General features: G+C 54.9%; 19 protein-coding genes. 12 read left to right on the forward strand and 7 right to left on the reverse strand.

The genetic code is table 11. The annotated features are described in order from the left end of the window. Positions 1–82 precede the first annotated feature (82 nt). Complete coding sequence (uspE, locus tag AM329_RS07245; protein WP_003857535.1) at positions 83–1033, forward strand: universal stress protein UspE; 951 nt, start codon at positions 83–85, stop codon at positions 1031–1033. A 38-nt stretch (positions 1034–1071) separates the two neighbouring features. Here the strand turns inward: uspE and AM329_RS07250 are convergent, their stop codons facing one another. The 3 genes from AM329_RS07250 to pntA form a co-directional block, all read right to left on the reverse strand. After that, entirely contained in the window at positions 1072–2184 is a 1113-nt protein-coding gene (locus tag AM329_RS07250) for a mechanosensitive ion channel family protein (RefSeq protein WP_003857538.1), read from the reverse strand. A gap of 107 nt (positions 2185–2291) precedes the next feature. Further along, on the reverse strand, positions 2292–3680 hold the full coding sequence (gene pntB, locus AM329_RS07255; protein ID WP_003857541.1) for a Re/Si-specific NAD(P)(+) transhydrogenase subunit beta: 1389 nt from the start codon (positions 3678–3680) through the stop codon (positions 2292–2294). 10 nt (positions 3681–3690) lie between these two features. Then, a complete protein-coding gene (pntA, locus tag AM329_RS07260) occupies positions 3691–5220 on the reverse strand; it encodes a Re/Si-specific NAD(P)(+) transhydrogenase subunit alpha (RefSeq protein ID WP_003857543.1) in 1530 nt (509 codons plus the stop codon). A 535-nt stretch (positions 5221–5755) separates the two neighbouring features. Here pntA and ydgH point away from each other — a divergent pair. The 3 genes from ydgH to folM all read left to right on the forward strand — a co-directional run bounded on the left by ydgH (position 5756) and on the right by folM (position 9030). After that, the gene (gene ydgH, locus AM329_RS07265) at positions 5756–6700 is read left to right on the forward strand and encodes a DUF1471 family protein YdgH (protein WP_000769339.1); all 945 of its coding nucleotides are present in this window, start codon (positions 5756–5758) and stop codon (positions 6698–6700) included. A 185-nt stretch (positions 6701–6885) separates the two neighbouring features. Further along, entirely contained in the window at positions 6886–8268 is a 1383-nt protein-coding gene (locus AM329_RS07270) for an amino acid permease (protein ID WP_003857548.1), read from the forward strand. A 39-nt stretch (positions 8269–8307) separates the two neighbouring features. Beyond that, a complete protein-coding gene (gene folM, locus AM329_RS07275; protein WP_003857550.1) occupies positions 8308–9030 on the forward strand; it encodes a dihydromonapterin reductase in 723 nt (240 codons plus the stop codon). Here folM and AM329_RS07280 read toward each other — a convergent pair. Then, entirely contained in the window at positions 9027–9362 is a 336-nt protein-coding gene (locus tag AM329_RS07280; protein WP_003857551.1) for a GlpM family protein, read from the reverse strand. The genes folM and AM329_RS07280 overlap by 4 nt on opposite strands. A 127-nt stretch (positions 9363–9489) precedes the next feature. Between AM329_RS07280 and rstA the strand changes: the two genes are divergently transcribed. The 4 genes from rstA (at position 9490) to tus (ending at position 13648) form a co-directional block, all read left to right on the forward strand. Next, a complete protein-coding gene (gene rstA, locus AM329_RS07285; RefSeq protein ID WP_003857553.1) occupies positions 9490–10209 on the forward strand; it encodes a two-component system response regulator RstA in 720 nt (239 codons plus the stop codon). A gap of 440 nt (positions 10210–10649) precedes the next feature. Then, positions 10650–11021 (forward strand): anti-adapter protein IraM, encoded by a 372-nt coding sequence (gene iraM, locus AM329_RS07290; RefSeq protein WP_003857554.1) that lies wholly within the window; start codon positions 10650–10652, stop codon positions 11019–11021. 324 nt (positions 11022–11345) lie between these two features. Beyond that, the gene (gene rstB, locus AM329_RS07295) at positions 11346–12644 is read left to right on the forward strand and encodes a two-component system sensor histidine kinase RstB (protein WP_032609073.1); all 1299 of its coding nucleotides are present in this window, start codon (positions 11346–11348) and stop codon (positions 12642–12644) included. A gap of 74 nt (positions 12645–12718) precedes the next feature. Then, positions 12719–13648: a DNA replication terminus site-binding protein gene (gene tus / locus AM329_RS07300; RefSeq protein ID WP_023314048.1), complete on the forward strand. Its 930-nt coding sequence runs from the start codon at positions 12719–12721 to the stop codon at positions 13646–13648. Here tus and fumC read toward each other — a convergent pair whose 3' ends face one another. After that, positions 13649–15043, reverse strand: a complete 1395-nt coding sequence (gene fumC / locus AM329_RS07305; RefSeq protein WP_023324555.1) for a class II fumarate hydratase — start codon at positions 15041–15043, stop codon at positions 13649–13651. A 182-nt stretch (positions 15044–15225) separates the two neighbouring features. After that, positions 15226–16872, reverse strand: coding sequence for a class I fumarate hydratase FumA (gene fumA / locus AM329_RS07310; protein WP_032609072.1), 1647 nt, complete (start codon positions 16870–16872; stop codon positions 15226–15228). A 199-nt stretch (positions 16873–17071) separates the two neighbouring features. Between fumA and manA the strand changes: the two genes are divergently transcribed. Both manA and AM329_RS07320 read left to right on the forward strand, forming a co-directional pair. Next, positions 17072–18247 (forward strand): mannose-6-phosphate isomerase, encoded by a 1176-nt coding sequence (gene manA, locus AM329_RS07315; protein ID WP_003857564.1) that lies wholly within the window; start codon positions 17072–17074, stop codon positions 18245–18247. Between the two features lie 99 nt (positions 18248–18346). Continuing rightward, positions 18347–19873 carry a YdgA family protein gene (locus AM329_RS07320; protein ID WP_032609071.1) on the forward strand — a complete coding sequence of 509 codons (1527 nt, stop codon included), beginning with the start codon at positions 18347–18349 and terminating at the stop codon, positions 19871–19873. A gap of 101 nt (positions 19874–19974) precedes the next feature. Here AM329_RS07320 and AM329_RS07325 read toward each other — a convergent pair whose 3' ends face one another. Further along, a complete protein-coding gene (locus AM329_RS07325) occupies positions 19975–21003 on the reverse strand; it encodes a Mal regulon transcriptional regulator MalI (RefSeq protein WP_003857568.1) in 1029 nt (342 codons plus the stop codon). Positions 21004–21182: 179 nt separating this feature from the next. On the opposite strand from AM329_RS07325, the gene malX reads away from it, so the two are divergent. Further along, positions 21183–22775 (forward strand): maltose/glucose-specific PTS transporter subunit IIBC, encoded by a 1593-nt coding sequence (gene malX, locus AM329_RS07330; protein ID WP_032609070.1) that lies wholly within the window; start codon positions 21183–21185, stop codon positions 22773–22775. A gap of 50 nt (positions 22776–22825) precedes the next feature. Next, positions 22826–23998, forward strand: a complete 1173-nt coding sequence (locus tag AM329_RS07335) for a MalY/PatB family protein (protein WP_032609069.1) — start codon at positions 22826–22828, stop codon at positions 23996–23998. Positions 23999–24081 lie beyond the last annotated feature (83 nt).

Here is a 24081-nt window from a genome sequence, read left to right on the forward strand (position 1 = left end):
AAAACTTCCCCCCTGTTTCATTCAAGATATATAGGTTACTCTTTTACTTACAGACTGTGGTGACAGTAGTAAGGAGACCTGTATGGCAAAGTATCAAAACATGCTGGTGGCTATCGATCCTAATCAGGACGATCAGCCGGCATTACGACGTGCTGTGTATTTACATCAACGGATTGGTGGCAAAATTAAAGCCTTTTTGCCGATTTATGACTTCTCATACGAGATGACCACCCTTCTGTCGCCTGACGAGCGCACCGCTATGCGTCAGGGAGTGATCAGCCAGCGTACCGCGTGGATCCGCGAGCAGGCGAAGTATTACCTGGAAGCGGGCGTACCGATTGATATTAAAGTAGTCTGGCACAACCGCCCCTTCGAAGCCATTATTCAGGAAGTGGTGGCCGGTGGGCATGACCTGCTGCTGAAAATGGCGCACCAGCATGACAAACTGGAATCCGTGATTTTCACTCCAACAGACTGGCACCTGCTGCGCAAATGCCCTTGTCCGGTATGGATGGTGAAAGATCAGCCGTGGCCTGAGGGCGGGAAAGCCGTCGTGGCGGTCAATCTGGCCAGCGAAGAGGATTATCACAATTCGCTGAACGAGAAACTGGTGAAAGAGACGCTTCAGCTTGCAGACCAGGTTAACCATACTGAAGTCCATCTGGTGGGCGCCTATCCGGTTACGCCAATCAATATCGCCATCGAGCTGCCTGAATTTGACCCGAGCGTGTATAACGACGCGATTCGCGGTCAGCATCTGCTGGCCATGAAAGCGCTGCGCCAAAAATTCAGTATCGATGAGAACATGACCCACGTAGAAAAAGGGTTACCGGAAGAGGTTATTCCGGATCTGGCGGAGCATTTGCAGGCCGGGATTGTGGTGCTGGGCACCATCGGCCGGACCGGTATTTCTGCCGCGTTCCTGGGAAATACCGCCGAGCAGGTGATCGACCATCTGCGCTGCGACCTTCTGGTCATCAAACCGGATCAATATCAGACGCCGGTTGAGCTGGACGATGAGGAAGACGATTGACCCCAAAATGAAAGCCCGCCGGTAACGGCGGGCTTTTTTTATTGCGCTTCGCTCAACCGTTGCGCAGATGCCTCGTCGCCGGCATTCATCCAGGGCGCGTGCAGAACCATGCTCGGTAGCGCCAGCTTGATCTCCTGCTGGTTCAGCCCCTCCAGGATACGAATATTGATCTCCTGCTGAATATCCATGTACTTGTTGTAATCCGCCGTATTAACAATATGAACCACCTCGAAGGTCAGGCGATCGCGATCGAAGCCCAGGAAATGGGCGCGGTCAAACTTCGTTTCCCCGACGTCGGTAATGATCTGTTTGACCATCTCACCCACTGAACGCAGTTTTTCCGGCGCCGTGTCGCTGGCGACTCCGAAGGTAAAAACAATCCGCCGCGTTTGCATCCGCTTATAGTTATGCAGCGTCTGTTGCAGCAGGATGGCGTTCCCGCAGACAATCTGCTCCCCGCTCAGGCTGCGGATACGGGTGGTTTTCAGACCAATGTGCTCTACCGTCCCGGCGACATCGTTAAACACCACAAAATCGCCGATTTCGAACGGCTTATCAAAACCGATGGAGAGCGATGCAAACACGTCGCTCAGGATCGTTTGCACCGCGAGGGCGATAGCAATACCCCCTACCCCAAGGCTGGCAACCAGAGCAGTGATGTTGACGCCCGCGTTAGCAAGAATAGACAGCAGCATCACTGACCAGACAATGGCACGGAGGATAAGCCCCGTGATCACCAGCGTCACCGGGTTTTTATGGCTTCCCGGCGCCAGCATGACGTGACGAAGCCACGACACCACCCCCTGATCCATCCACAGCGCCACCTGGATAGCGAAGACCAGGAACCAGGCGTGGCTCACGGTACCAAAGAGATGATCCGGTAAGTCGACGAAACGCAGGCTGAACAACAGCGCCACGACAAAAAGCAGGACGCGGCTGGTGCGGTTAAGCATATCCGTCAGGATAAAGCGCATCCGGTTGGTGCTGGGGTGCTTGTCGCCCCAGGTGGTGATCCCTTTCTTAACGAAGGCGATCAGGCGCGTCAGCAGCCAGTACACCAGCAGAGTCACAAAGACCACCGTGGCGACGCCGATCCAGAAAGACGGCGTCATCATCAGCTCGATGATGTCGAAGCGGGACAAAAATCGCATTACACCTCCTCGTATTACACAAAGGGTAAAGTATAGACAGAGGAGAAAAGCTGGCCGCAGAAATAAGAAAACCGCCCCAGGGGGCGGTTTGTCAGGATGAAGCGAAATTACAGCGCTTTCAGGATCGCATCCACGCTGGCCTTGGCGTCGCCAAACAGCATGTGGGTGTTATCTTTAAAGAACAGCGGGTTCTGCACGCCAGCATAGCCGGTGTTCATAGAGCGTTTGAAGACAATAACGTTCTGCGCCTTCCACACTTCGAGAACAGGCATACCCGCAATCGGACTACGCGGATCGTCCTGCGCCGCCGGGTTAACGGTGTCGTTGGCGCCAATCACCAGCACGGTGTCGGTGTCGGCGAAATCATCGTTGATCTCGTCCATTTCCAGCACGATGTCGTAAGGCACCTTCGCTTCCGCCAGCAGCACGTTCATGTGGCCTGGCAGACGCCCCGCCACCGGGTGAATACCAAAGCGAACCTTGATACCGCGCGCGCGGAGTTTCTCGGTGATTTCCGCCACCGGATACTGCGCCTGCGCCACCGCCATGCCATAGCCTGGGGTGATGATGACGGAATGCGAGTTTTTCAGCATCTCTGCGGTGTCTTCCGCGCTGATTTCACGGTGTTCACCCACTTCCTCATCAGAACCGGTTGATGAGCCGTCAGAACCGAAGCCACCCGCGATGACGCTGATAAACGAACGGTTCATCGCCTTACACATGATGTAAGACAGGATCGCACCGGAAGAACCGACCAGCGCACCGGTGACAATCAGCAGGTCGTTGCTCAGCATAAAGCCTGCCGCCGCCGCCGCCCAACCGGAGTAGGAGTTCAGCATGGAAACGACTACCGGCATATCTGCTCCGCCGATAGACGCCACCAGATGCCAGCCGAACGCCAGCGCGATGATGGTCATCACCAGTAACGCCAGCACCTGCAAGCCTACGCTTTCGGTACGCACGAAGACCACCAGCAGCACAAAGGAAACGACCAGCGCCGCCAGATTCAGCTTGTGGCGGTTAGGCAGCATCAGCGGTTTGGAAGAGATCTTCCCGCGCAGCTTGCCGAACGCCACAATCGACCCGGTGAAGGTCACCGCACCGATGAAGATGCCGAGGAACACTTCGGTCAGATGGATGTTCACCAGAATCGGCTCCAGGCCCGGTTCGTGGTACAGGTAGCTGTTGAAGCCCACCAGCACCGCCGCCAGACCCACGAAGCTGTGCAAAATAGCAACCAGCTCCGGCATCTCGGTCATTTCAACGCGTTTCGCCAGACGAATACCAATCGCGCCGCCGATGATCATCGCCACCAGGATCCACGCCACGTTGCCGGTGTCCGGCCCAAAGATGGTGGCAATCAGCGCAATCGCCATACCGGCGATACCAAAGTTATTTCCCTGCTGAGACGTTTCGTGTTTGGAAAGCCCCGCCAGACTGAAAATAAACAGGATTGCAGCAACAATGTATGCGGCTGTAACTAATCCTCCAGACATATGCTACCCCTTAGCCTTTACGAAACATTTTCAGCATGCGCTGAGTCACGGTGAAACCACCGAAAATATTGATACTGGCGATCAGCACCGCAATGAAGCTCAGGAAGCTGATCCAGCCGCCATGACCAATTTGCAGCAATGCCCCGACCACGATAATCCCGGAGATGGCATTGGTGACCGACATCAGCGGGGTATGCAGCGCATGGGAAACGTTCCACACGACGTAGTAACCCACCACGCAGGAGAGCGCGAAGACGGTGAAGTGGCCAAGGAACTCTTTTGGCGCGACGTCCGCCAGCCAGCCAAACAGGATTATGACCAGCGCCATGATGGCGTATTTGCGCCACGGCGACGCAGGTTTTGCTGGCTCCGCGGGCTCTGGTGCCGCTTTCGGCGCAGCCTGAGGTTGAGCGGAAACCTGAATCGGCGGTGCAGGCCAGGTGATTTCCCCTTCACGCACCACGGTAACGCCACGCACCACCACATCATCAAAATCAACGGTAATGTTGCCGTCTTTCTCTTTGCAGAGCAGCTTCAGCAGGTTAACGAGGTTCGTACCGTACAGCTGAGAGGACTGGGTTGGCAGACGCCCTGGCAGGTCGGTATAACCGATCACCTTCACGCCGTTCGCGGTCGTCGTGACCTGATTTGGCACGGTATACTCACAGTTACCGCCGTTTTGCGCCGCCAGATCGACTATAACGCTGCCCGGCTGCATGGAATCCACCATCTCACGGGTGATCAGCTTCGGCGCCGGTTTACCCGGAATAAGCGCGGTGGTGACAATGATGTCTACCTCTTTTGCCTGCGCCGCAAAGAGCGCCATTTCCGCCTTGATAAAGGCTTCAGACATGACCTTCGCGTAACCATCACCGCTGCCCGCTTCTTCCTTGAAGTCCAGCTCAAGGAATTCGGCGCCCATACTCTGCACCTGCTCCTTCACTTCCGGCCGGGTATCAAACGCGCGAACAATAGCGCCCAGGCTGTTTGCGGCCCCGATAGCGGCAAGACCTGCCACACCGGCACCAATCACCATCACCTTCGCGGGTGGAACTTTACCTGCCGCCGTAATCTGACCGGTAAAGAAGCGACCAAACTCATGCGCAGCTTCGACAATGGCGCGATAGCCGGCAATGTTCGCCATGGAGCTCAGCGCATCCAGAGACTGCGCGCGCGAAATACGCGGCACGGAGTCCATCGCCATCACGGTGACACCGCGTGCCGCCAGCTTCTCCATCAACTCCGGGTTTTGGGCTGGCCAGACAAAGCTCACCAGCGTAGTGCCCGCGTTCAGCAGTTCAATTTCACTCTCTTCCGGTGCGTTTACCTTCAGAATGATGGGCGATTGCCAGACCTCAGCACCGTCCACGACGTCCGCGCCAGCCTGAGTAAAGGCCTCGTCATCGAAACTCGCCAGTGTGCCCGCGCCGCTTTCAATCGCGACGGTAAAACCCAGTTTAAGCAGTTGCTCCACCGTTTTTGGTGTTGCCGCTACGCGGGTTTCATTGGCTAACCGTTCTTTTGGTACCCCAATACGCATAGTTTTCCCTTCCATCGGTTTTTGATGATGGTTTGTCGATAATTGCCCGCGGTTTGTATCAATTTTCACCATCGAGATAACGACGGAGAATGATTAACCCCGGAAAATAAAACAGTAACAAACTTTCTATAACCTACTGAAAATAGCGCCCGTGATCTACAGCCAGAAAACACTATTTCTTACTTTATCTGTGAAAAATAAGCGATCGGGGTTACTGACAGAGATATTTACCTTAAATTCGCCTTCAGGACCGATAAATCGCGCAAGCGAAGCGGTAAAAACATGATATAGCGCCATAATAGAACAACTCATTAACATTAAATTAACTTGTAAAAGTCATATGCTTAATCAGTTTTTCTTGTGAAACGCCTGTTTTTTCCACATATCACAAAATGTTATCGAATCAGGTCCTTTGGTGAGCACAGGCTGTGAAAAATGCCGCAGACAGCGATGGGTGTTAAATGCCATAATCGGGACCGTCTCAAATTAACAACAACACCAGTACATGGTTTGCGCAAGGCGAAGGATTATTTTTATGAAGCTTAAGAACACACTCCTGGCGTCCGCACTTCTTTCCGCGACCGCCCTGTCTGCGAATGCCGCGACAGAGTTGACGCCGGAGCAAGCGGCAGCGTTAAAACCTTTTGACCATACGGTCATTGTGGGTCGCTATAACTCTATTGGCGATGCCGTCGCCGCCGCATCAAAAGCCGCCGATAAAAACGGCGCTGCCTCGTTTTACGTTGTTGACCAGTCCGATCAAGGCAACAGCGGCAACCAGCGCGTGACGATTGCGCTGTACAAAGAGAATGCCCCAAAAGCAGATGAACAGAAAAACCGCGTGATTAACGGCATTGTTGAATTGCCGAAAGATCAGGCTGTTCAGCTGGAACCGTATGACACCGTGACCGTTCAGGGCTTCTACCGCAGCCAGCCTGAAGTTAACGATGCCATCACCAAAGCCGCGAGAGAAAAAGGCGCTTACGCGTTCTATATCGTGCGTCAGGTTGATGCCAACCAGGGCGGAAACCAGCGCATCACCGCTTTCATCTATAAGCAAGATGCGAAAAAACGCGTAGTGCAAAGCCCGGATGCCATTCCAGCGGATTCAGATGCGGGACGTGCCGCGTTAGCGAAAGGCGGTGAAGAAGCGAAGAAAGTGGAAATTCCGGGCGTAGCAACGTCTGCGGCACCAAGCGCTGAAGTGGGCCGTTTCTTTGAAACCCAATCCACCAAAGGCGGTCGTTATACCGTTACGTTACCAGACGGCACGAAAATTGAAGAGCTGAACAAAGCCACTGCCGCGCAGATGGTGCCGTTCGACAGCATCAAGTTTACGGGCAACTATGGCAACATGACGGAAATCTCCTATCAGGTGGCGAAGCGTGCTGCGAAGAAAGGCGCGAAGTATTACCACATCACCCGTCAGTGGCAGGAACGTGGTAACAACCTGACCATCAGCGCCGATCTGTACAAGTAACAAAACGGTTTCATAAAGGCGGCGCAGTGCCGCCTTTTTTGTTACTTTTTTTCTGATTTCTGCCACACGTCATTGCATGCATCCTTCACACTCCGTAAAATCCCGCGCCTTAGCGTGATCCACCATTTTTATGCGCCTTAGCGAAATAATTATTCTGGATTTGGACTTTTCATAACAGGAAGCCAATGGAAAAGAAACTTGGCCTGAGTGCGTTAACTGCACTTGTATTAAGCTCAATGCTGGGCGCGGGCGTATTCAGTTTGCCGCAGAACATGGCGGCCGTCGCCAGCCCGGCCGCATTACTGATTGGCTGGGGCATTACCGGTGTCGGGATTTTGCTGCTGGCATTCGCCATGCTGCTGCTGACCCGTATCCGACCGGATCTGGACGGCGGAATATTCACTTACGCCCGGGAAGGTTTCGGCGAGCTGATCGGCTTCTGCTCCGCCTGGGGTTACTGGCTGTGCGCGGTGATCGCCAACGTATCCTATCTGGTTATCGTCTTCTCAGCGCTCAGCTTCTTTACCGATACGCCCGAACTGCGCCTGTTTGGCGACGGTAATACCTGGCAGTCCATCGTCGGCGCCTCGGTCCTGCTGTGGATTGTTCACTGGCTGATTTTGCGCGGCGTCCAGACCGCGGCCAGCATTAACCTCGTGGCAACGCTGGCCAAGCTGGTGCCGCTTGGCCTGTTCGTCGTGCTGGCCTTCCTCGCCTTCCGTCTCGATGTCTTTACGCTCGATTTCAGCGGCATTGCGCTGGGCGTTCCCGTCTGGGAACAGGTGAAAAATACCATGCTGATCACCCTGTGGGTGTTCATCGGCGTTGAAGGTGCCGTCGTGGTCTCTGCCCGCGCGCGTAACAAGCGCGATGTGGGACGCGCCACGCTGCTGGCCGTACTGGCGGCGCTGGGCGTTTATCTGCTGGTGACGCTGTTGTCGCTCGGCGTGGTGGCACGCCCTGAACTGGCGGAGATGCGTAACCCGTCCATGGCCGGGCTGATGGTGAAAATGTTGGGTCCCTGGGGAGACGTGATTATCGCGGCGGGTCTGATTGTCTCCGTTTGCGGCGCCTATCTGAGCTGGACCATTATGGCAGCGGAAGTGCCGTTCCTGGCCGCCACGCATAAAGCGTTCCCGCGCCTGTTTGCCCGTCAGAACAAAAACAGTGCGCCATCGGCCTCTTTGTGGCTCACCAACATCAGCGTGCAGGTCTGTCTGGTGCTGATCTGGCTCACAGGATCGGACTATAACACGCTGCTGACCATCGCCTCCGAGATGATTCTGGTACCCTATTTCTTAGTGGGCGCATATCTGTTAAAAATTGCGACCCGCCCGGCACACTATGCGGTAGGTGTCGGCGCCTGTATTTACGGTCTATGGTTGTTGTATGCTTCCGGACCGATGCATCTGCTGCTGTCCGTGGTGCTCTACGCACCGGGCCTGCTGGTGTTTATCTACGCTCGCCGTACGCATCAGCTTGATAATGCCCTTAAGCGCCGCGAAATGGCGTTGATAGGTTTGCTGTTAGTCGCTGCCGTACCGGCAACGTGGATGTTAATGGGATAGCGTCGCCTGTCCCATTGTTGAACTGAAAAGGAGATTACGATGGGACACACGCAGCAACGCCCAATATTGATCACTGGCGCAGGCCGTCGCATCGGCCTCGCCCTCGCCCATCACTTTCTCAACCTTCGCCATCCGGTTATCGTCAGTTACCGCACGGAATATCCCTCCATTGAAGGTCTACGAAATGCCGGAGCAGTCTGCATTCAGGCGGATTTCTCCACGGATGAAGGTATACTCGCCTTCGCGGACAAAGTGAAATCGACCACCCACGGGCTGCGGGCGGTTATTCACAACGCCAGTACCTGGCTTCCCGAAAAAGCAGGACATTCGCTCAGCGAAACGCTCGCCTGCATGATGCAGATCCACGTTAATGCGCCTTATCTGCTCAACCATGCCCTACAGGATCTGCTGCGCGGACACGGTCATGCCGCAGGCGACATTATCCATTTCACCGATTACGTGGTAGAGCGAGGAAGCGACAAACACATCGCCTATGCGGCCAGCAAAGCCGCCCTGGATAATATGACCCGCTCTTTCGCACGCAAGCTGGCGCCCGAGGTAAAGGTCAACGCGATTGCTCCGGCGATGATTTTATTTAACGAAGGCGATGATGCCGAGTATCGTCAGCAGGCGCTCAACAAGTCGTTAATGAAAATTGCGCCCGGTGAGAAAGAGGTGATCGACCTGATCGATTATCTGCTGACCAGCTGTTACGTCACGGGCCGAACGTTTGCCGTGGACGGTGGCCGCCCGCTGCGCTAGTGAAAGCGGCTCCAGAAGAAGATAAGCACCCAGGCGCTGAGGCTCCAACAGACCACCGCCCCGCCCAGCGCCAGGGGCAGACGCAGAAAACCGGTGAAGTACCACAGCGACAGCAGATAGATAAAATACGGGATGATCGACCACATCCCGAACACAATGGTGGCGCGCAGCGCCTCAATACCCCGCTCAGAGGCCACAATATAGTGCGCGATTAACGCAAAGGTGGGAAACAGCGGGATCAGCCCGGCAATGTAGTAGTTCTTCGTTTTAGCCAGCACCCCAATCAGCAGCACGACCAGCGCACCCAGCGTGGCTTTTATCACCAGCCCCATTCTTTTCCCTTAACAATCAAATAACATTCCCGTGCAGGATAACGGAAGTCCGGCTAATTTTGAAAGATTAATGGAAGGTTAAGATTGCGCGGTGTATGTTGACGTTTTTTGCGATGACAGACGTTGTATGAATAAGATTGTTTATGTTGAAGATGAACCCGAGGTGGGGCAACTGATCGCCGCTTATCTGGGTAAACATGATATGGAAGTGGTTGTCGAGCCTCGTGGCGATCGCGCTGAAGACGTCGTGACCCGCGAAAATCCGGACCTGGTGTTGCTGGACATCATGCTGCCCGGAAAAGATGGTATGACGCTATGCCGGGATCTGCGCACGAAGTGGGACGGTCCGATCGTGCTGCTGACCTCTCTCGACAGCGATATGAATCATATTCTGTCGCTTGAGATGGGCGCGAATGACTACATCCTGAAAACCACGCCGCCGGCAGTCCTGCTTGCCCGTTTGCGCCTCCATCTGCGTCAGCGTGCCAGCGGCGCGGAGCGTGAAGCGTCTGCCCCCTCTTTAACGCCGCACAAAGCGATGCGCTTCGGCACGCTTTCTATCGACCCGGTCAACCGACAGGTTATGCTTTCCGGGGAGCTGATTGCGCTCTCAACCGCAGATTTTGACCTGCTGTGGGAGCTGGCAACCCATGCAGGTCAAATTATGGACCGGGATGCATTACTGAAAAATCTGCGCGGCGTAAGTTACGACGGAATGGATCGTAGCGTTGATGTGGCGATTTCGCGTCTGCGTAAAAAACTGCTGGATAACGCCACGGAACCTTACCGCATTAAAACCGTACGCAATAAGGGCTATCTGTTTGCACCGCACGCCTGGGAAACCTGAAAAAAGGAACAAAACAGGAATATTCGAAAAATAACTCACGATGCATCGGAATTTTTATCAGTACCCGTCGAAAGTTATCGATTATATGCATCGTCAGTTATAAAATACCCCTTGTTCTCATTCCTTCCTTGTATGCTATTTCTCTGGGCATTTTTCGCCTAAACAAAAGTATTCCTAATGTATTTCAGTGCTGTAGTACAATATATATTCAGCAGTGCAGGCGCCATCATCGATCAAAAATCCGTCACTTAAAAGCACATTGGGCTAAAAATAATCTTTACAATTGCTTTAATCATTATCTTATCCTTTTGAAAACAAAGGGGATAGTGGCGAACGTATAAATAATATCGATCTTTTTCAATAGCTTACGTGTTTGCAGATATCTAATTCTCATGCTAAACCTTATACTCTCTCAATTATTTAATGAAAGAGGTATAGCAATGTCATGGAGAGTCATTAGCTCGGTAATTTGTCCTAACACGGGAATCGTTTATTCAAGCATCTTGGGACTCAAGTTCTTGAAACTCATTATTTGGTATGAAAGCGATGTCTATTTGTACCCCGGTGACAGAATATATCCGACAAAAAATGGCGTCTTCATTAATGGTGTGTTCAAGCCTATATCGATATATAACATATCACCTTATAACGAGATGTTGTGGAGTGAAATTAAAAACAAGATGGCATGCCCATACAACCGAAACCAGCAAGAAGAGATATGCACATACGCGGTGCATTGCAACGCGCGGAAATGCCCGCATGGGTTTACCACGAATCCACTGATTGTCAGCACAGCTAAATCCAGACATTAACGAAAATCGATAATGCTCAGGTTACAACGCTAATTATCTCTGTCGCACCGTTTGTGCCGGATCCCTCTCGCTGGTTAACGCCATTAAATAAAGCCACCCGCAGGTGGCCTTTGTCATTGTTATTACGGATCAATAATACGCAATCGTAAATAAACTCGTTTAACTGAAACGTAAACGGATTTTCCGGGCATTGATGGAATAAAGCGATGCCGCGCTGAAATACCTCTCGACAATTACCCTTTTCAACTCATCATGCCTGACTTGCGCCCATGGCGACCCTGCTGGTAAAAGACGTGTAGTGAAGCCCCTGTTTCGGTGAGATTAATGAAAAAGCTGTTTGTGCAGTTTTACCTTCTGCTGTTTGTCTGCTTTCTGGTGATGACCATGCTGGTCGGGCTGGTCTACAAATTCACCGCAGAGCGCGCGGGCAGACAATCCCTCGACGATCTGATGAAAAGCTCGCTCTACCTGATGCGTAGCGAGTTGCGAGAAATACCACCTCATGACTGGGCGCGCACGTTAAAAGAGCTGGATCTGAATCTGTCGTTTGATCTGCGTATCGAACCCATGAAGGATTTTGACTTAGCGCCGCCTGCGATGCAGCGTCTGCGCGATGGAGACATCGTCGCGCTGGACGAGAAATATACCTTCATTCAGCGTATTCCGCGCAGCCATTATGTCCTGGCCGTCGGGCCGGTGCCCTATCTCTATTACCTGCACCAGATGCGCCTGCTGGATCTCGCCCTGCTGGGCTTTATTGCCATCTCGCTCGCTTTCCCTGTATTCATCTGGATGCGACCGCACTGGCAGGACATGCTGAAACTGGAATCCGCCGCACAGCGTTTTGGGGAGGGTCATTTAACTGAACGCATACATTTCGACAGTGGTTCCAGTTTTGACCGGCTCGGTATTGCCTTTAACCAGATGGCCGATAACATCAACGCCCTGATTGCCAGCAAGAAGCAGCTGATCGATGGCATTGCGCATGAACTGCGCACTCCGCTGGTACGCCTGCGTTATCGCCTGGAGATGAGCGAGAACCTCACCGGGGCGGAATCGCAGGCGCTCAATCGGGATATTGGCCAGCTTGAAGCGCTAATTGAAGAGCTGCTGACCTATGCCCGCCTCGATCGGCCTCAGACGGAGTTGCACCTCAGTACACCGGATCTCCCCGTCTGGCTACAGACGCATATTAACGATGTGCAGAGCGTTAACCCTCAGCGAAAACTGCTGACAGCCATTACCCCCGGCACGTACGGCGCACTGGACATGCGCCTGATGGAACGCGTGCTGGATAATCTGATGAACAACGCCATGCGCTACAGCGAAACGACGCTGCGCATAGGTTTAGATTTGCAGGGAAGCCAGGCGATTCTGTGTGTGGAAGACGATGGCCCCGGCATTGAGCCGGCGGAGCGTGAAAAAGTTTTTGAGCCGTTTGTGCGCCTCGATCCCAGCCGCGACCGGGCTACCGGCGGCTGTGGTCTGGGGCTGGCTATTGTCCGTTCTATTGCCCAGGCGATGGGCGGTTCGGTTCGCTGCGAAGCGAGCGAGCTGGGTGGGGCCCGGTTCGTCTTTAGCTGGCCGATCTATCACAACATTCCCCTTCCCGTACCTGCCTGACCTAAACCGCACGCTGGCCTGACCCGGCGTGTTGTGCTATATCAATAGTATGTTGTAACTAATTAAGGGCTGCCATGACAACTTACGATCTCATCGAAAGGCTTAACACCACGTTTCGGGAAATAGAGCAGGCGTTACTGACCCTCACGGGGCAACTTCAGGACTGCCGCCTGCTGGCCGCCCGCGTCTTTTCCCTGCCCGAGGTGGCAAAAGGCGCAGAGCACGACCCGCTGAACACCATTGAGGTGACGCAGCATGTTGGCAAGGCGGCGCTGGAAATGACGTTGCAGCACTATCGTCGCCTTTTCATCCAGCAGCAGTCCGAAAATCGCAGCAGTAAGGCCGCCGTTCGCCTGCCTGGCGTCATCTGCCTGCAAACGGATGCCGCAACGCGTGAAGGAATTGAGGCGCAGATTACGCATATCAATACGCTGAAAGCCGCCTTTGAGAAGATTGTAACCGTTGAGTCCGGGCTGGCACCGGCTGCCCGTTTTGAATGGGTGCATCGCCAGCTTCCGGGGCTGATCACCCTGAATGCCTACCGCACGCTGACGGTACTGCGCCATCCCGCCACGCTGCGCTTCGGCTGGGCCAACAAGCACATCATTAAAAATTTCGCGCGGGACGAGATCCTGGCGCAGCTGGAAAAAAGCCTGAAATCGCCGCGAACGGTCGCCCCGTGGTCGCGGGAACAGTGGATTGAACGGCTGGAGCAGGAGTACCACAGCATTGCCTCCCTGCCAGCTGATACCCGTCTTAAAATAAAGCGTCCGGTGAAGGTGCAGCCTATCGCCCGTGTCTGGTATGCCGGTCAACAAAAGCAGGTGCAATACGCCTGCCCGACGCCGCTGATTGCGCTCTATGATGCCGATCAGGGTGCGGTGGTGCCGGATATCGGGGAACTGCTGAACTACGATGCTGAAAACGTTCAGCATCGCTATAAACCCCAGGCGCAGCCGCTACAGCTGATTATTCCGCGGCTGCACCTGTATGTGGCGCAGTGATTATCTGAGGCTGCCCACCATCGCTTCCGGTCGGACCCAGGCATCAAACTCGGCGTCCGTCAGGTAGCCCAGCGCCAGCGCAGAGGCTTTCAGGGTAAGCCCCTCTTTGTGCGCTTTTTTAGCGATTTCGGCCGCTTTGTCATAACCGATATGGGTGTTTAGCGCCGTTACCAGCATCAGAGACTCATTCAGCAGCTGGCTGATTCGCTCGCGATTAGGCTCAATGCCCACCGCGCAGTGCTCGTTAAAGCTCTCCATGCCATCGGCCAGCAGACGAATCGATTGCAGTACGTTGTGGATCACCATCGGTCGATAGACGTTAAGCTCGAAGTTACCCGACGCGCCGCCCATGTTAACCGCCACGTCATTACCCATCACCTGACAGCACAGCATGGTCATGGCTTCGCACTGGGTCGGGTTCACTTTGCCCGGCATAATGGAGCTGCCCGGCTCGTTTTCCGGAATGCTGATTTCGCCGATGCCGCAGCGCGGGCCGGAGGCCAGCCAGCGCACGTCGTTGGCGATTTTCATCAGCGAGGCCGCCAGCCCTTTCAGCGCGCCATGGGTATGCACCAGGGCATCACAGGTCGCCAGCGCTTCGAATTTATTCGGAGCGGTAACAAACGGCTGCCCGGTAATCTTCGCCAGCTCTTCGGCCACGCGCACCGCGTACTCGGGATGGGTGTTTAACCCAGTGCCCACCGCCGTTCCGCCGAGCGCCAGCTCCGCCAGATGCGGCAGGCTGTTGTCGATATGCTTAAGGTTGTGCTCCAGCATCGCCACCCAGCCGGAGATCTCCTGGCCGAGCGTCAGCGGCGTGGCGTCCTGAAGGTGCGTACGACCAATTTTAACAATGTCGCGGAAGGCCTGCGCTTTCTCGTTAAGCGTAGATTTAAGCACGTTGAGCTGCGGGATAAGCTGCTCGCGGATTGCGATGACGGCCGCCACGTGCATGGCCGTCGGAAACACGTCGTTGGAACTCTGGCTTTTGTTCACGTCATCGTTCGGGTGGATCTTGCGCTCCATGCCGCGTACGCCGCCAAGCAACTCGCTTGCGCGGTTCGCCAGCACCTCGTTCATGTTCATGTTGCTCTGGGTGCCTGAGCCGGTCTGCCAGATGGCAAGGGGGAATTCGTCGGGATGTTTGCCCGCCAGCACTTCGTCGGCGGCATTGATGATGGCGGTGGCTTTTTCGGCATCCAGCAGGCCCAGATCCTGATTGACTTTGGCGGCAGCGCGTTTGGTCAACGCCAGCGCCTGGATTAGCGAGACGGGCATTTTCTCTGTCGAAATGCGGAAATGCTCCAGCGAACGCTGGGTTTGTGCGCCCCATAGCTTGTCGGCCGGGACGTCGATGGCGCCCATGGAGTCTTTCTCGCGGCGATGCATTGTCATTACTTACTCCTTGATAACAAAGATGGGATTGCTCACATGCTTAAGAGATAAGTATTGATGACTTCTGAGAAACGTTATGGCGCTTTGTGCGCTCTTTTTGATGTCGGGTGGTGGCTGCGCCTTACCCGACCTACGAGTATGTAGGCCGGTTAAGCGTCAGCGCCACCCGGCAATTTACAGAATTACTTCACACACGCCGAACACTGGGAAGACTGGATCTGTTTGAAGAAGTCGTTACCTTTGTCATCCACGAGGATGAACGCCGGGAAGTCTTCCACTTCAATTTTCCAGATCGCTTCCATACCCAGTTCCGGGTACTCCACGCACTCAAGGCTCTTGATACTGCCCTGCGCCAGCACCGCCGCCGGGCCACCGATGCTACCGAGGTAGAAGCCGCCGTGCTTGTGGCACGCGTCCGTCACCTGCTGGCTGCGGTTGCCTTTCGCCAGCATGATCATGCTGCCGCCGTTGGCCTGTAACTGGTCGACGTAGGAGTCCATACGGCCCGCCGTGGTTGGGCCTAACGAGCCGGAAGCATATCCATCAGGCGTTTTTGCCGGACCTGCGTAGTAGATCGGGTGATCTTTAATGTACTGCGGCAGCCCTTCGCCGTTGTCCAGGCGCTCTTTCAGCTTCGCATGGGCGATGTCGCGGCCCACGATAATCGTCCCGTTCAGGGAAAGGCGCGTCGAGACCGGATACTGCGAAAGCTGCGCCAGAATCTCTTTCATCGGACGATTCAGGTCCACGCGAACCGCTTCCCCCTCGCCCGCTTTACGCAGTTCTTCAGGGATGTATTTGCCCGGGTTGTTCTCCAGCTTCTCGATCCAGATGCCGTCGCGGTTGATCTTCGCTTTGATGTTACGGTCCGCTGAACAGGAAACACCCATCCCCACCGGACAAGAAGCACCGTGGCGCGGCAGGCGGATCACGCGAATGTCATGCGCGAAGTATTTGCCGCCAAACTGCGCGCCCAGCCCCAGGTTCTGCGCTTCGGCCAGCAGTTCCTGCTCAAGCTGCACGTCGCGGAACGCCTGACCATGTTCGTTACCTTCCGTTGGCAGGCCATCGTAGTATTTGGTTGAGGCCAGCTTAACGGTTTTCAGGGTGCTTTCGGCAGACGTACCGCCAATCACAAATGCGATATGGTACGGCGGGCAGGCCGCGGTGCCGAGGGTACGCATCTTCTCGACCAGGTAGTTTTTCAGCTTGCCCGGGGTAAGCAGCGCTTTGGTTTCCTGGTAAAGATAGGTTTTGTTGGCTGAACCGCCGCCTTTGGCGATGCAGAGGAATTTGTACTCGTCACCGTCGACGCTGTAGAGGTCAATCTGCGCAGGCAGGTTAGTGCCGGTGTTCACCTCTTTGTACATATCCAGCGCCGCGTTTTGCGAATAGCGCAGGTTGTCTTCGGTGTAGGTATTGTAAACGCCGCGCGCCAGCGCCGCTTCGTCACCGCCGCCGGTCCAGACGCGCTGGCCTTTTTTACCGGTGATAATCGCCGTGCCGGTGTCCTGGCAGGTCGGCAGAATGCCTTTCGCCGCGATATCAGAGTTACGCAGGAATTGCAGGGCAACGTACTTATCGTTCTCGCTGGCTTCCGGGTCGCTCAGGATATCAGCAACCTGCTGCTGATGCGCCGGACGGAGCATAAAGGAAGCATCATGGAAGGCTTGCTGCGCCAGCAACGTCAGCCCCTGCGGGTCAACTTTGAGGATCTCCTGCCCTTCAAACTCAGAGACAGTAACGTAATCGCGGGTTAACAGATAATACTCGGTCTGATCCTGACTGAGGGGGAAAGGATCCTGATAATGGAAGGGTTTATTCGACATTGTTCTCTCACTTACTGCTTCGGTCTGTTTATTCAGGGCAGATGTTCCGCTGCCCGGCTTAAAAGCGAGTCAGCTTATCCTACACAATTTTTTAACAAAAACTGAGACTAGTACGACTTTTTACATCCGCAGGTTACTTCCATTCGGTTTATTGCTTTAATACGCGGAGTTAATTCCACATATGAATCAGGGCTTGATAATGCAAAAACTCATCAACTCAGTGCAAAACTACGCCTGGGGAAGTAAAACTGCGTTAACGGATCTCTACGGTATCGCCAACCCGGACAACCTGCCGATGGCAGAGCTGTGGATGGGCGCGCACCCGAAGAGCAGCTCAAAAATTGAAGATGCCAGCGGTCAGGTTCGCAGCCTGCGTGACGTCATCGACGCCGACAAAGCCGCACTGCTCGGCGATAAAGTGGCGAATCGTTTTGGTGAGCTGCCGTTTCTGTTCAAGGTATTGTGCGCCGACCAGCCGCTCTCCATTCAGGTTCACCCGAACAAAAAAGCCTCTGAGCTGGGCTTTGCCAAAGAAAATGCCGCCGGTATTCCGTTAGACGCCGCAGAGCGTAACTACAAAGATCCTAACCACAAGCCGGAACTGGTTTTCGCCCTTACCCCTTTCCTGGCGATGAATGCCTTCCGCGAGTTTTCCGAGATCATCTCCCTGCTGCAACCGGTCGCCGGGGCTCACAACGCGATCGCCCACTTCCTGGAAAACCCGAACGCAGAAGCCTTGAGCGAGCTGTTTGCCAGCCTGCTGAATATGCAGGGCGAGGAAAAATCCCACGCGCTGGCGGTGCTGAAAGCCGCGCTGAACAGCCAGCAGGGTGAGCCATGGGACACCATTCGCGTAATTTCCGCGTTTTATCCGGACGACAGCGGCCTCTTCTCTCCGCTGCTGCTGAACGTGGTGAAGCTCAACCCGGGCGAAGCGATGTTCCTGTTCGCTGAAACCCCGCACGCCTACCTCAACGGCGTGGCACTGGAGGTGATGGCTAACTCCGATAACGTACTGCGCGCGGGCCTGACGCCAAAATACATCGACATCCCTGAGCTGGTTGCCAACGTGAAGTTTGTGGCGAAACCTGCTGCGGAGCTGCTTACTCAGCCGGTGAAAAACGGCGCAGAGCTGGACTTCCCGATTCCGGTTGACGATTTTGCCTTCTCCCTGCACGACCTCAGCGCAGACGAAACCGCCATTGCACAGGAGAGCGCCGCGATCCTGTTCTGTGTGGAAGGCGAAGCGACGTTGCACAAAGATAGCGAGCGTCTGGTGCTCAAACCGGGTGAATCCGCCTTTGTCGCAGCAAACGAGTCGCCTGTCCGGGTGAGCGGCACCGGTCGCCTGGCGCGTGTTTTTAATAAGCTTTAGGGACTTACTGAATTTTTTAACAACTCTTGCTAAGCTAGTAACAGGCGTTGTAACACCAGGCGGTTTTAACCGCCTGGTTTCATTTTAGGGATAATCGCAATGAAAAAATCGGTCGTAGCGGTAGGAGTGATTGTTGCTTTAGGCGTAATCTGGACGGGTGCTTCCTGGTATACCGGGAAACAGCTGGAAAGCCGTCTGGCAGAGATGATGACGCAGGCAAACAGCGAGATTAAGCGCAGCGCGCCTGAAGCAGGTCTGGAGCTGAGCTATCAGAACTACCAGCGTGGCGTGTTTACCAGCCATATGCAGGTGGTGGTGAAGCCGGTTGCGGGTAATCAGAACGCCTGGCTGAAACCGGGCCAGAGCGTGGTGCTGGATGAAGTGGTCAGCCACGGTCCGTTCCCGCTGGCGCAGTTGAAAAAGTTTAACCTGATCCCCTCTATGGCATCCGCCAGAACCGTACTGGTGAATAACGAGGTGACGAAGCCGATTTTCGATATGGCGAAAAATGAGTCGCCGTTTGAGATCAATACCCGCATCAGCTATGCCGGTGATACGCATTCCGACATCGACCTGAAAGCCCTGAATTACGAACAAGGCACTGATAAAGTCGCCTTCAGCGGCGGTAATTTCCAGCTTGATGCCGATCGCGACGGCAAGAATGTCTCCCTGACCGGCGATGCCGCCAGCGGCCTGGTGAATTCAGTCAATGAATATAACCAGAAGGTGCAGCTTACCTTCAACAACCTGAAAGCCAGCGGCAATAGCCGTATGACTGATTTTGATGAGCGTATCGGCGACCAGAAACTGAGCCTCGATAAGATCGCCATTGCGATCGAAGGCAAAGAGATGGCGGTGCTTGAAGGCATGGATCTGGACGGTAAGTCTGACGTGTCCAAAGACGGTAAAAGCATCAACACCCAGCTAGATTACAGCTTGAAAAGCCTGAAAGTACAGAATCAGGATCTGGGTACCGGTAAGTTGTCCCTGAAAATCGGCAACATTGACGGCCAGGCGTGGCACGAATTCAGTCAGAAATACAGTAAAGAGAGCCAGGCTCTGCTGACCGATGCCGCCCTGCAACAGAACCCACAGGCTTACCAGCAGCAGGCGATGACGGTGCTGTTTAATAACCTGCCGATCCTGCTGAAGGGCGAGCCGGTGATTACCGTTGCGCCACTGAGCTGGAAAAACGGCAAAGGCGAAACCAACTTCAACCTGTCGCTGTTCCTGAAGGATCCGGCAGCCACGACCAGCGAGCCGCAGACCCTCGCGCAGGAAGTTGACCGCAGCGTGAAATCGCTCGACAGCAAGCTGACCATCCCGATGGATATGGCAACCGAGTTCATGACGCAGATTGCGAAACTCGAAGGGTATGGTGAAGAAGATGCAGGTAAACTGGCAAACCAACAGGTGAAAGGCCTGGCGGCGATGGGCCAGATGTTCCGCATCACGAAGGTGGAAGACAACACCATTTCCACCAGCCTGCAATATGCTAATGGCCAGGTGACGCTCAACGGCGACAAAATGCCGCTGGAAGAGTTTGTCGGTATGTTTGGTATGCCGACGCTGGGCATGCCTGAACCGGCTGAACCGGCTGCGCCGCCGGCAGTACCGCAGCAGTAAACGAAAAACCCCTCGCATGAGGGGTTTTTTATTGCCGGGTGGCGCTGACGCTTGCCCGGCCTCCGATCCTGAGCCGTTGTAGGCCCGTGCATGCAAAGCGGTTACTTCACCGTCACTAAGCGCGCAGCCACAATCTGATGCCCGGCCTGCACGTCCGTATTTTCAATGCGCTGCATAATTCGTTCTGCCAGGGTGTACCCCATTTCACGAGCCGGCGTCGTCGCCCAGACGATGGGGAGATCGTCTAACGCATTTTCACCGACATCTGCAAACGCCCCCAGCGCCACCTGATGGCCGAAGAACGTTTCTACCCCGCCCTCACCGCTCTGGCGTCCGGCGCGGATCAAACCGAACCACGCCCCCATCGCAATAACGTCGTTATAGCAAATCACCGCGCTGATCGTCGGGCTGTTGCGAAGCAGCGTGCCGATGGCTTCCGCGGCTTTTTTCTGGCTGGATTCACACTCCACCACCCATTCGCTGTGAAACGGCAGGCCATATTTGATGAGCGTGGAGCAGTAACCGCCCACCCGCTCGGCACGCGTCAGGGACGAGCTTTTACCGCCGAGCCAGGCGATGCGCTGATGGCCGCGATGAATAAGATGCTCGGTCAGCATTTGCGCGGCCTGCATGTTATCTGGCCGAAGGGTATCGGCTTCGTCGAGATAGCTGGCGCGCGACGCAAACACCAGCGGTACGCCTTTCTGCGCCGCGCGCTCACACAATTCACTGCCCACGCCGGACGCGCCGGCCACGATCACCCCATCCACCCCTTGCGTCAGCAGCAAATCCAGCCTGGAGAGCAGTTGCTCCGGTTCGCGCCCACCGTGGAGCAGGAAAACCATTCGCCCCTGCGCTTCAAGCGCCTCGGTCAGCCCGGCGGTCAGTTCTGCATAAAACGGCGACGCGAGATCGCGAACGATCAGCCCTATCACCCCGCTTTGCCCACCGCGCAGCGCCGACGCCTGGCGATTACGCACAAAGCCCAACTGCTCAACGGCCTCGTTGACGCGCTGACCCGTTGCAGGAGAGATGCGCCCCTTCCCGCTTAATACCAGCGAAACGGTGCTGACGGAAACCCCCGCCGCCAGCGCGACATCGTTGATGGTGATCTTTTTCGCTACAGCCATGTGGTGGCGTGACTCCTTGATAATGAGATCGCTAAAACGTTTTATCAATACGTTATCTTTATACTACCAGTAAAAGCCTGAGAATGTGATTTAGCGCGCACTAAAGTTTGATAAAACGTTTTATCTTCTCGCCCCATCGAGGTCGTTAAATCTCTTTCTACCATTTAAGGAGTCGTTTTATGACGACGAAAGCAGCACAAAAAATATCGCTGTGGGAGTTTTTCCAGCAACTGGGTAAAACCTTTATGCTGCCCGTGGCGCTTCTCTCTTTTTGCGGGATTATGCTGGGGATCGGCAGCTCGTTAAGCAGTCATGACGTCATTACTCTGATCCCTTTCCTGGGAAATCCGGTACTTCAGGCGATCTTCATCTGGATGAGCAAGGTCGGATCGTTTGCCTTTAGCTTCCTGCCGGTAATGTTCTGTATCGCCATTCCTCTGGGTCTGGCGCGCGAAAACAAAGGCGTGGCGGCGTTTGCGGGCTTCGTTGGCTATGCGGTCATGAACCTTGCGGTTAACTTCTGGCTGACCGCCAAAGGGATCCTGCCGACGACCGACGCGGCGGTACTGAAAGCCAATAACATTCAGAGCGTGATTGGTATTCAGTCCATCGATACCGGGATTCTTGGAGCCGTGATCGCGGGGGTGATTATCTGGATGCTGCACGAGCGCTTCCACAACATCCGCCTGCCCGATGCGCTGGCCTTCTTCGGCGGGACCCGCTTTGTGCCAATCATTACGCTGGTTGTGATGGGTCTGTTTGGTCTGATCATCCCTCTGATTTGGCCGATTTTTGCCATGGGGATCACCGGGATTGGCCGCATTATCAACGGCGCGGGTGATTTCGGCCCGATGATTTTCGGTACGGGTGAACGTCTGCTGCTACCGTTTGGTTTACAGCACATCCTGGTTGCCCTGATCCGCTTTACGGAAGCAGGCGGCACCATGGACGTTTGCGGTCATTCCGTTAGCGGCGCGCTGACCATCTTCCAGGCCCAGCTGAGCTGCCCGGCCACTCACGGCTTCTCTGAAAGTGCGACGCGTTTCCTTTCTCAGGGTAAAATGCCTGCCTTCCTCGGCGGCCTGCCGGGTGCTGCGCTGGCGATGTACCACTGTGCCCGTCCGGAAAATCGTCATAAAATTAAAGGTCTGCTGATCTCCGGCGTTATTGCCTGCGTGGTGGGCGGTACGACAGAACCTATCGAGTTCCTGTTCCTGTTCGTGGCACCGGTACTGTACCTCATCCACGCCGTACTGACGGGCCTGGGCTTTACCGTGATGGCTGTGCTCGGTGTGACCATCGGTAACACCGACGGTAACGTGATTGACTTCGTGGTATTCGGTATCCTGCACGGCCTGTCCACCAAGTGGTATCTGGTGCCGGTTGTGGCCGCCATCTGGTTCGCGGTTTACTACGGGATCTTCCGCTTCGCCATCACCCGCTTTAACCTGAAAACGCCAGGCCGCGATGCCGATACGGCCACCAGCGTTGAACAGGCGGTGGCCGGTACCGTTGGGAAATCCGGATATAACACGCCGGCTATTCTGGCGGCGCTGGGCGGTGCGGATAATATTACCTCTCTGGATAACTGCATCACCCGCCTGCGTTTGTCGGTGGCGGACATGTCCAAAGTGGATACCAACGCACTTAAAGCTAACCGGGCTATTGGCGTAGTACAGTTAAATCAGCACAATTTGCAGGTCGTCATTGGCCCGCAGGTACAGTCAGTGAAGGATGAGCTGGCAACCCTGATGCGAACCGTCGAAGCCTGATGCCTCGCCCCCCCTCGTCATGAGGGGGTTTTACTTTACGGAGCACCGTCATGTTTGATTTTTCAACCGTCGTGGATCGACACGGCACCTGGTGTACCCAGTGGGATTATGTCGCTGACCGTTTTGGCGCAGCCGACCTGCTGCCCTTCACCATCTCTGATATGGATTTCGCCACCGCCCCCTGCATTACCGATGCGCTGCACCAGCGAATAAACCACGGGGTGTTTGGTTACAGTCGCTGGAAAAATGAAGAATTTCTGGCCGCCGTGGCGCACTGGTTCCGGCAACGCTTTAACAGTCAGATTGATACCGAAACCGTGGTGTATGGGCCGTCGGTCATTTATATGGTCTCGGAGCTGATCCGCCTCTGGTCCTCGCCTGGCGACGGCGTGGTGGTCCATACTCCGGCTTACGATGCCTTTTATAAAGCCATCGAAGGCAACCAGCGTACCGTTGTTTCCGTGCCGATGCAGAAAACAACGCATGGTTGGGAGGGGGATATGGCCTCGCTGGAAGCGGCGCTATCAAAACCGGAAAACAAGGTGTTGCTGCTGTGTAGCCCGCAAAACCCGACCGGAAAAGTCTGGACTCGGGAGGCGCTGACCACAATGGCGGCCCTGTGTGAACGTTATGACGTAGCGGTGATCAGCGACGAAATTCATATGGACATGGTATGGGGCAAGCATCGTCATACCCCGTGGAATGAGGTTGCGCGCGGTAAATGGGCGCTGCTGACCTCGGGTTCCAAAAGCTTCAACATTCCGGCGCTGACGGGCGCCTGGGGGCTTATCGCCGATGACGCCAGCCGTAACGCCTATCTGAATGCATTAAAAGGTCGGGACGGACTCTCTTCCCCTTCCGTGCTGGCGCTGACCGCGCATATTGCTGCTTACCGACAGGGCGAACCCTGGCTGGACGCGCTGCGGACCTATCTCGAAGAGAATCTGCGGTATGTTGCTCGCGAATTAAACAGTGCATTTCCGACACTCAACTGGCAACCGCCCGAGGCAACCTATCTGGCCTGGGTCGATCTCAGCCCGCTTGGCATTGATGACAAGACGCTGCAAAACGTGCTGATTGAACAGCAAAAAGTGGCCATCATGCCGGGATATACCTATGGGGATGAAGGTAAAGGCTATGTGCGACTGAACGCTGGCTGTCCGCGTAGTAAGCTTGAACAGGGCGTTCAGCGCCTTATCGCTGGCATCAACACTCTGCTGTAAATCATTTGCGCAACGGAATATTCCCTTGCGCAAATAGCTTTTTACCCCGTTTTGTTTTTATAATATGGCGCACTTTAACCAGC

The sequence above is a fragment of the Enterobacter cloacae complex sp. AR_0002 genome, assembly GCF_001922365.1.
In the GTDB taxonomy this organism is placed as follows: Bacteria; Pseudomonadota; Gammaproteobacteria; order Enterobacterales; family Enterobacteriaceae; genus Enterobacter; species Enterobacter hormaechei_C.

Bases quoted from the DNA above. Each gene is read 5' to 3' on its own strand.
- AM329_RS07320 (WP_032609071.1), top strand. From the start codon at position 18,347: ATGAAAAAATCGGTCGTAGCGGTAGGAGTGATTGTTGCTTTAGGCGTA.
- uspE (WP_003857535.1), top strand. From the start codon at position 83: ATGGCAAAGTATCAAAACATGCTGGTGGCTATCGATCCTAATCAGGAC.
- rstB (WP_032609073.1), top strand. From the start codon at position 11,346: ATGAAAAAGCTGTTTGTGCAGTTTTACCTTCTGCTGTTTGTCTGCTTT.
- pntA (WP_003857543.1), bottom strand. From the start codon at position 5,220: ATGCGTATTGGGGTACCAAAAGAACGGTTAGCCAATGAAACCCGCGTA.
- AM329_RS07250 (WP_003857538.1), bottom strand. From the start codon at position 2,184: ATGCGATTTTTGTCCCGCTTCGACATCATCGAGCTGATGATGACGCCG.
- AM329_RS07325 (WP_003857568.1), bottom strand. From the start codon at position 21,003: ATGGCTGTAGCGAAAAAGATCACCATCAACGATGTCGCGCTGGCGGCG.
- rstA (WP_003857553.1), top strand. From the start codon at position 9,490: ATGAATAAGATTGTTTATGTTGAAGATGAACCCGAGGTGGGGCAACTG.
- ydgH (WP_000769339.1), top strand. From the start codon at position 5,756: ATGAAGCTTAAGAACACACTCCTGGCGTCCGCACTTCTTTCCGCGACC.
- AM329_RS07270 (WP_003857548.1), top strand. From the start codon at position 6,886: ATGGAAAAGAAACTTGGCCTGAGTGCGTTAACTGCACTTGTATTAAGC.
- fumC (WP_023324555.1), bottom strand. From the start codon at position 15,043: ATGACAATGCATCGCCGCGAGAAAGACTCCATGGGCGCCATCGACGTC.
- malX (WP_032609070.1), top strand. From the start codon at position 21,183: ATGACGACGAAAGCAGCACAAAAAATATCGCTGTGGGAGTTTTTCCAG.
- folM (WP_003857550.1), top strand. From the start codon at position 8,308: ATGGGACACACGCAGCAACGCCCAATATTGATCACTGGCGCAGGCCGT.
- AM329_RS07280 (WP_003857551.1), bottom strand. From the start codon at position 9,362: ATGGGGCTGGTGATAAAAGCCACGCTGGGTGCGCTGGTCGTGCTGCTG.
- iraM (WP_003857554.1), top strand. From the start codon at position 10,650: ATGTCATGGAGAGTCATTAGCTCGGTAATTTGTCCTAACACGGGAATC.
- fumA (WP_032609072.1), bottom strand. From the start codon at position 16,872: ATGTCGAATAAACCCTTCCATTATCAGGATCCTTTCCCCCTCAGTCAG.
- manA (WP_003857564.1), top strand. From the start codon at position 17,072: ATGCAAAAACTCATCAACTCAGTGCAAAACTACGCCTGGGGAAGTAAA.
- pntB (WP_003857541.1), bottom strand. From the start codon at position 3,680: ATGTCTGGAGGATTAGTTACAGCCGCATACATTGTTGCTGCAATCCTG.
- AM329_RS07335 (WP_032609069.1), top strand. From the start codon at position 22,826: ATGTTTGATTTTTCAACCGTCGTGGATCGACACGGCACCTGGTGTACC.
- tus (WP_023314048.1), top strand. From the start codon at position 12,719: ATGACAACTTACGATCTCATCGAAAGGCTTAACACCACGTTTCGGGAA.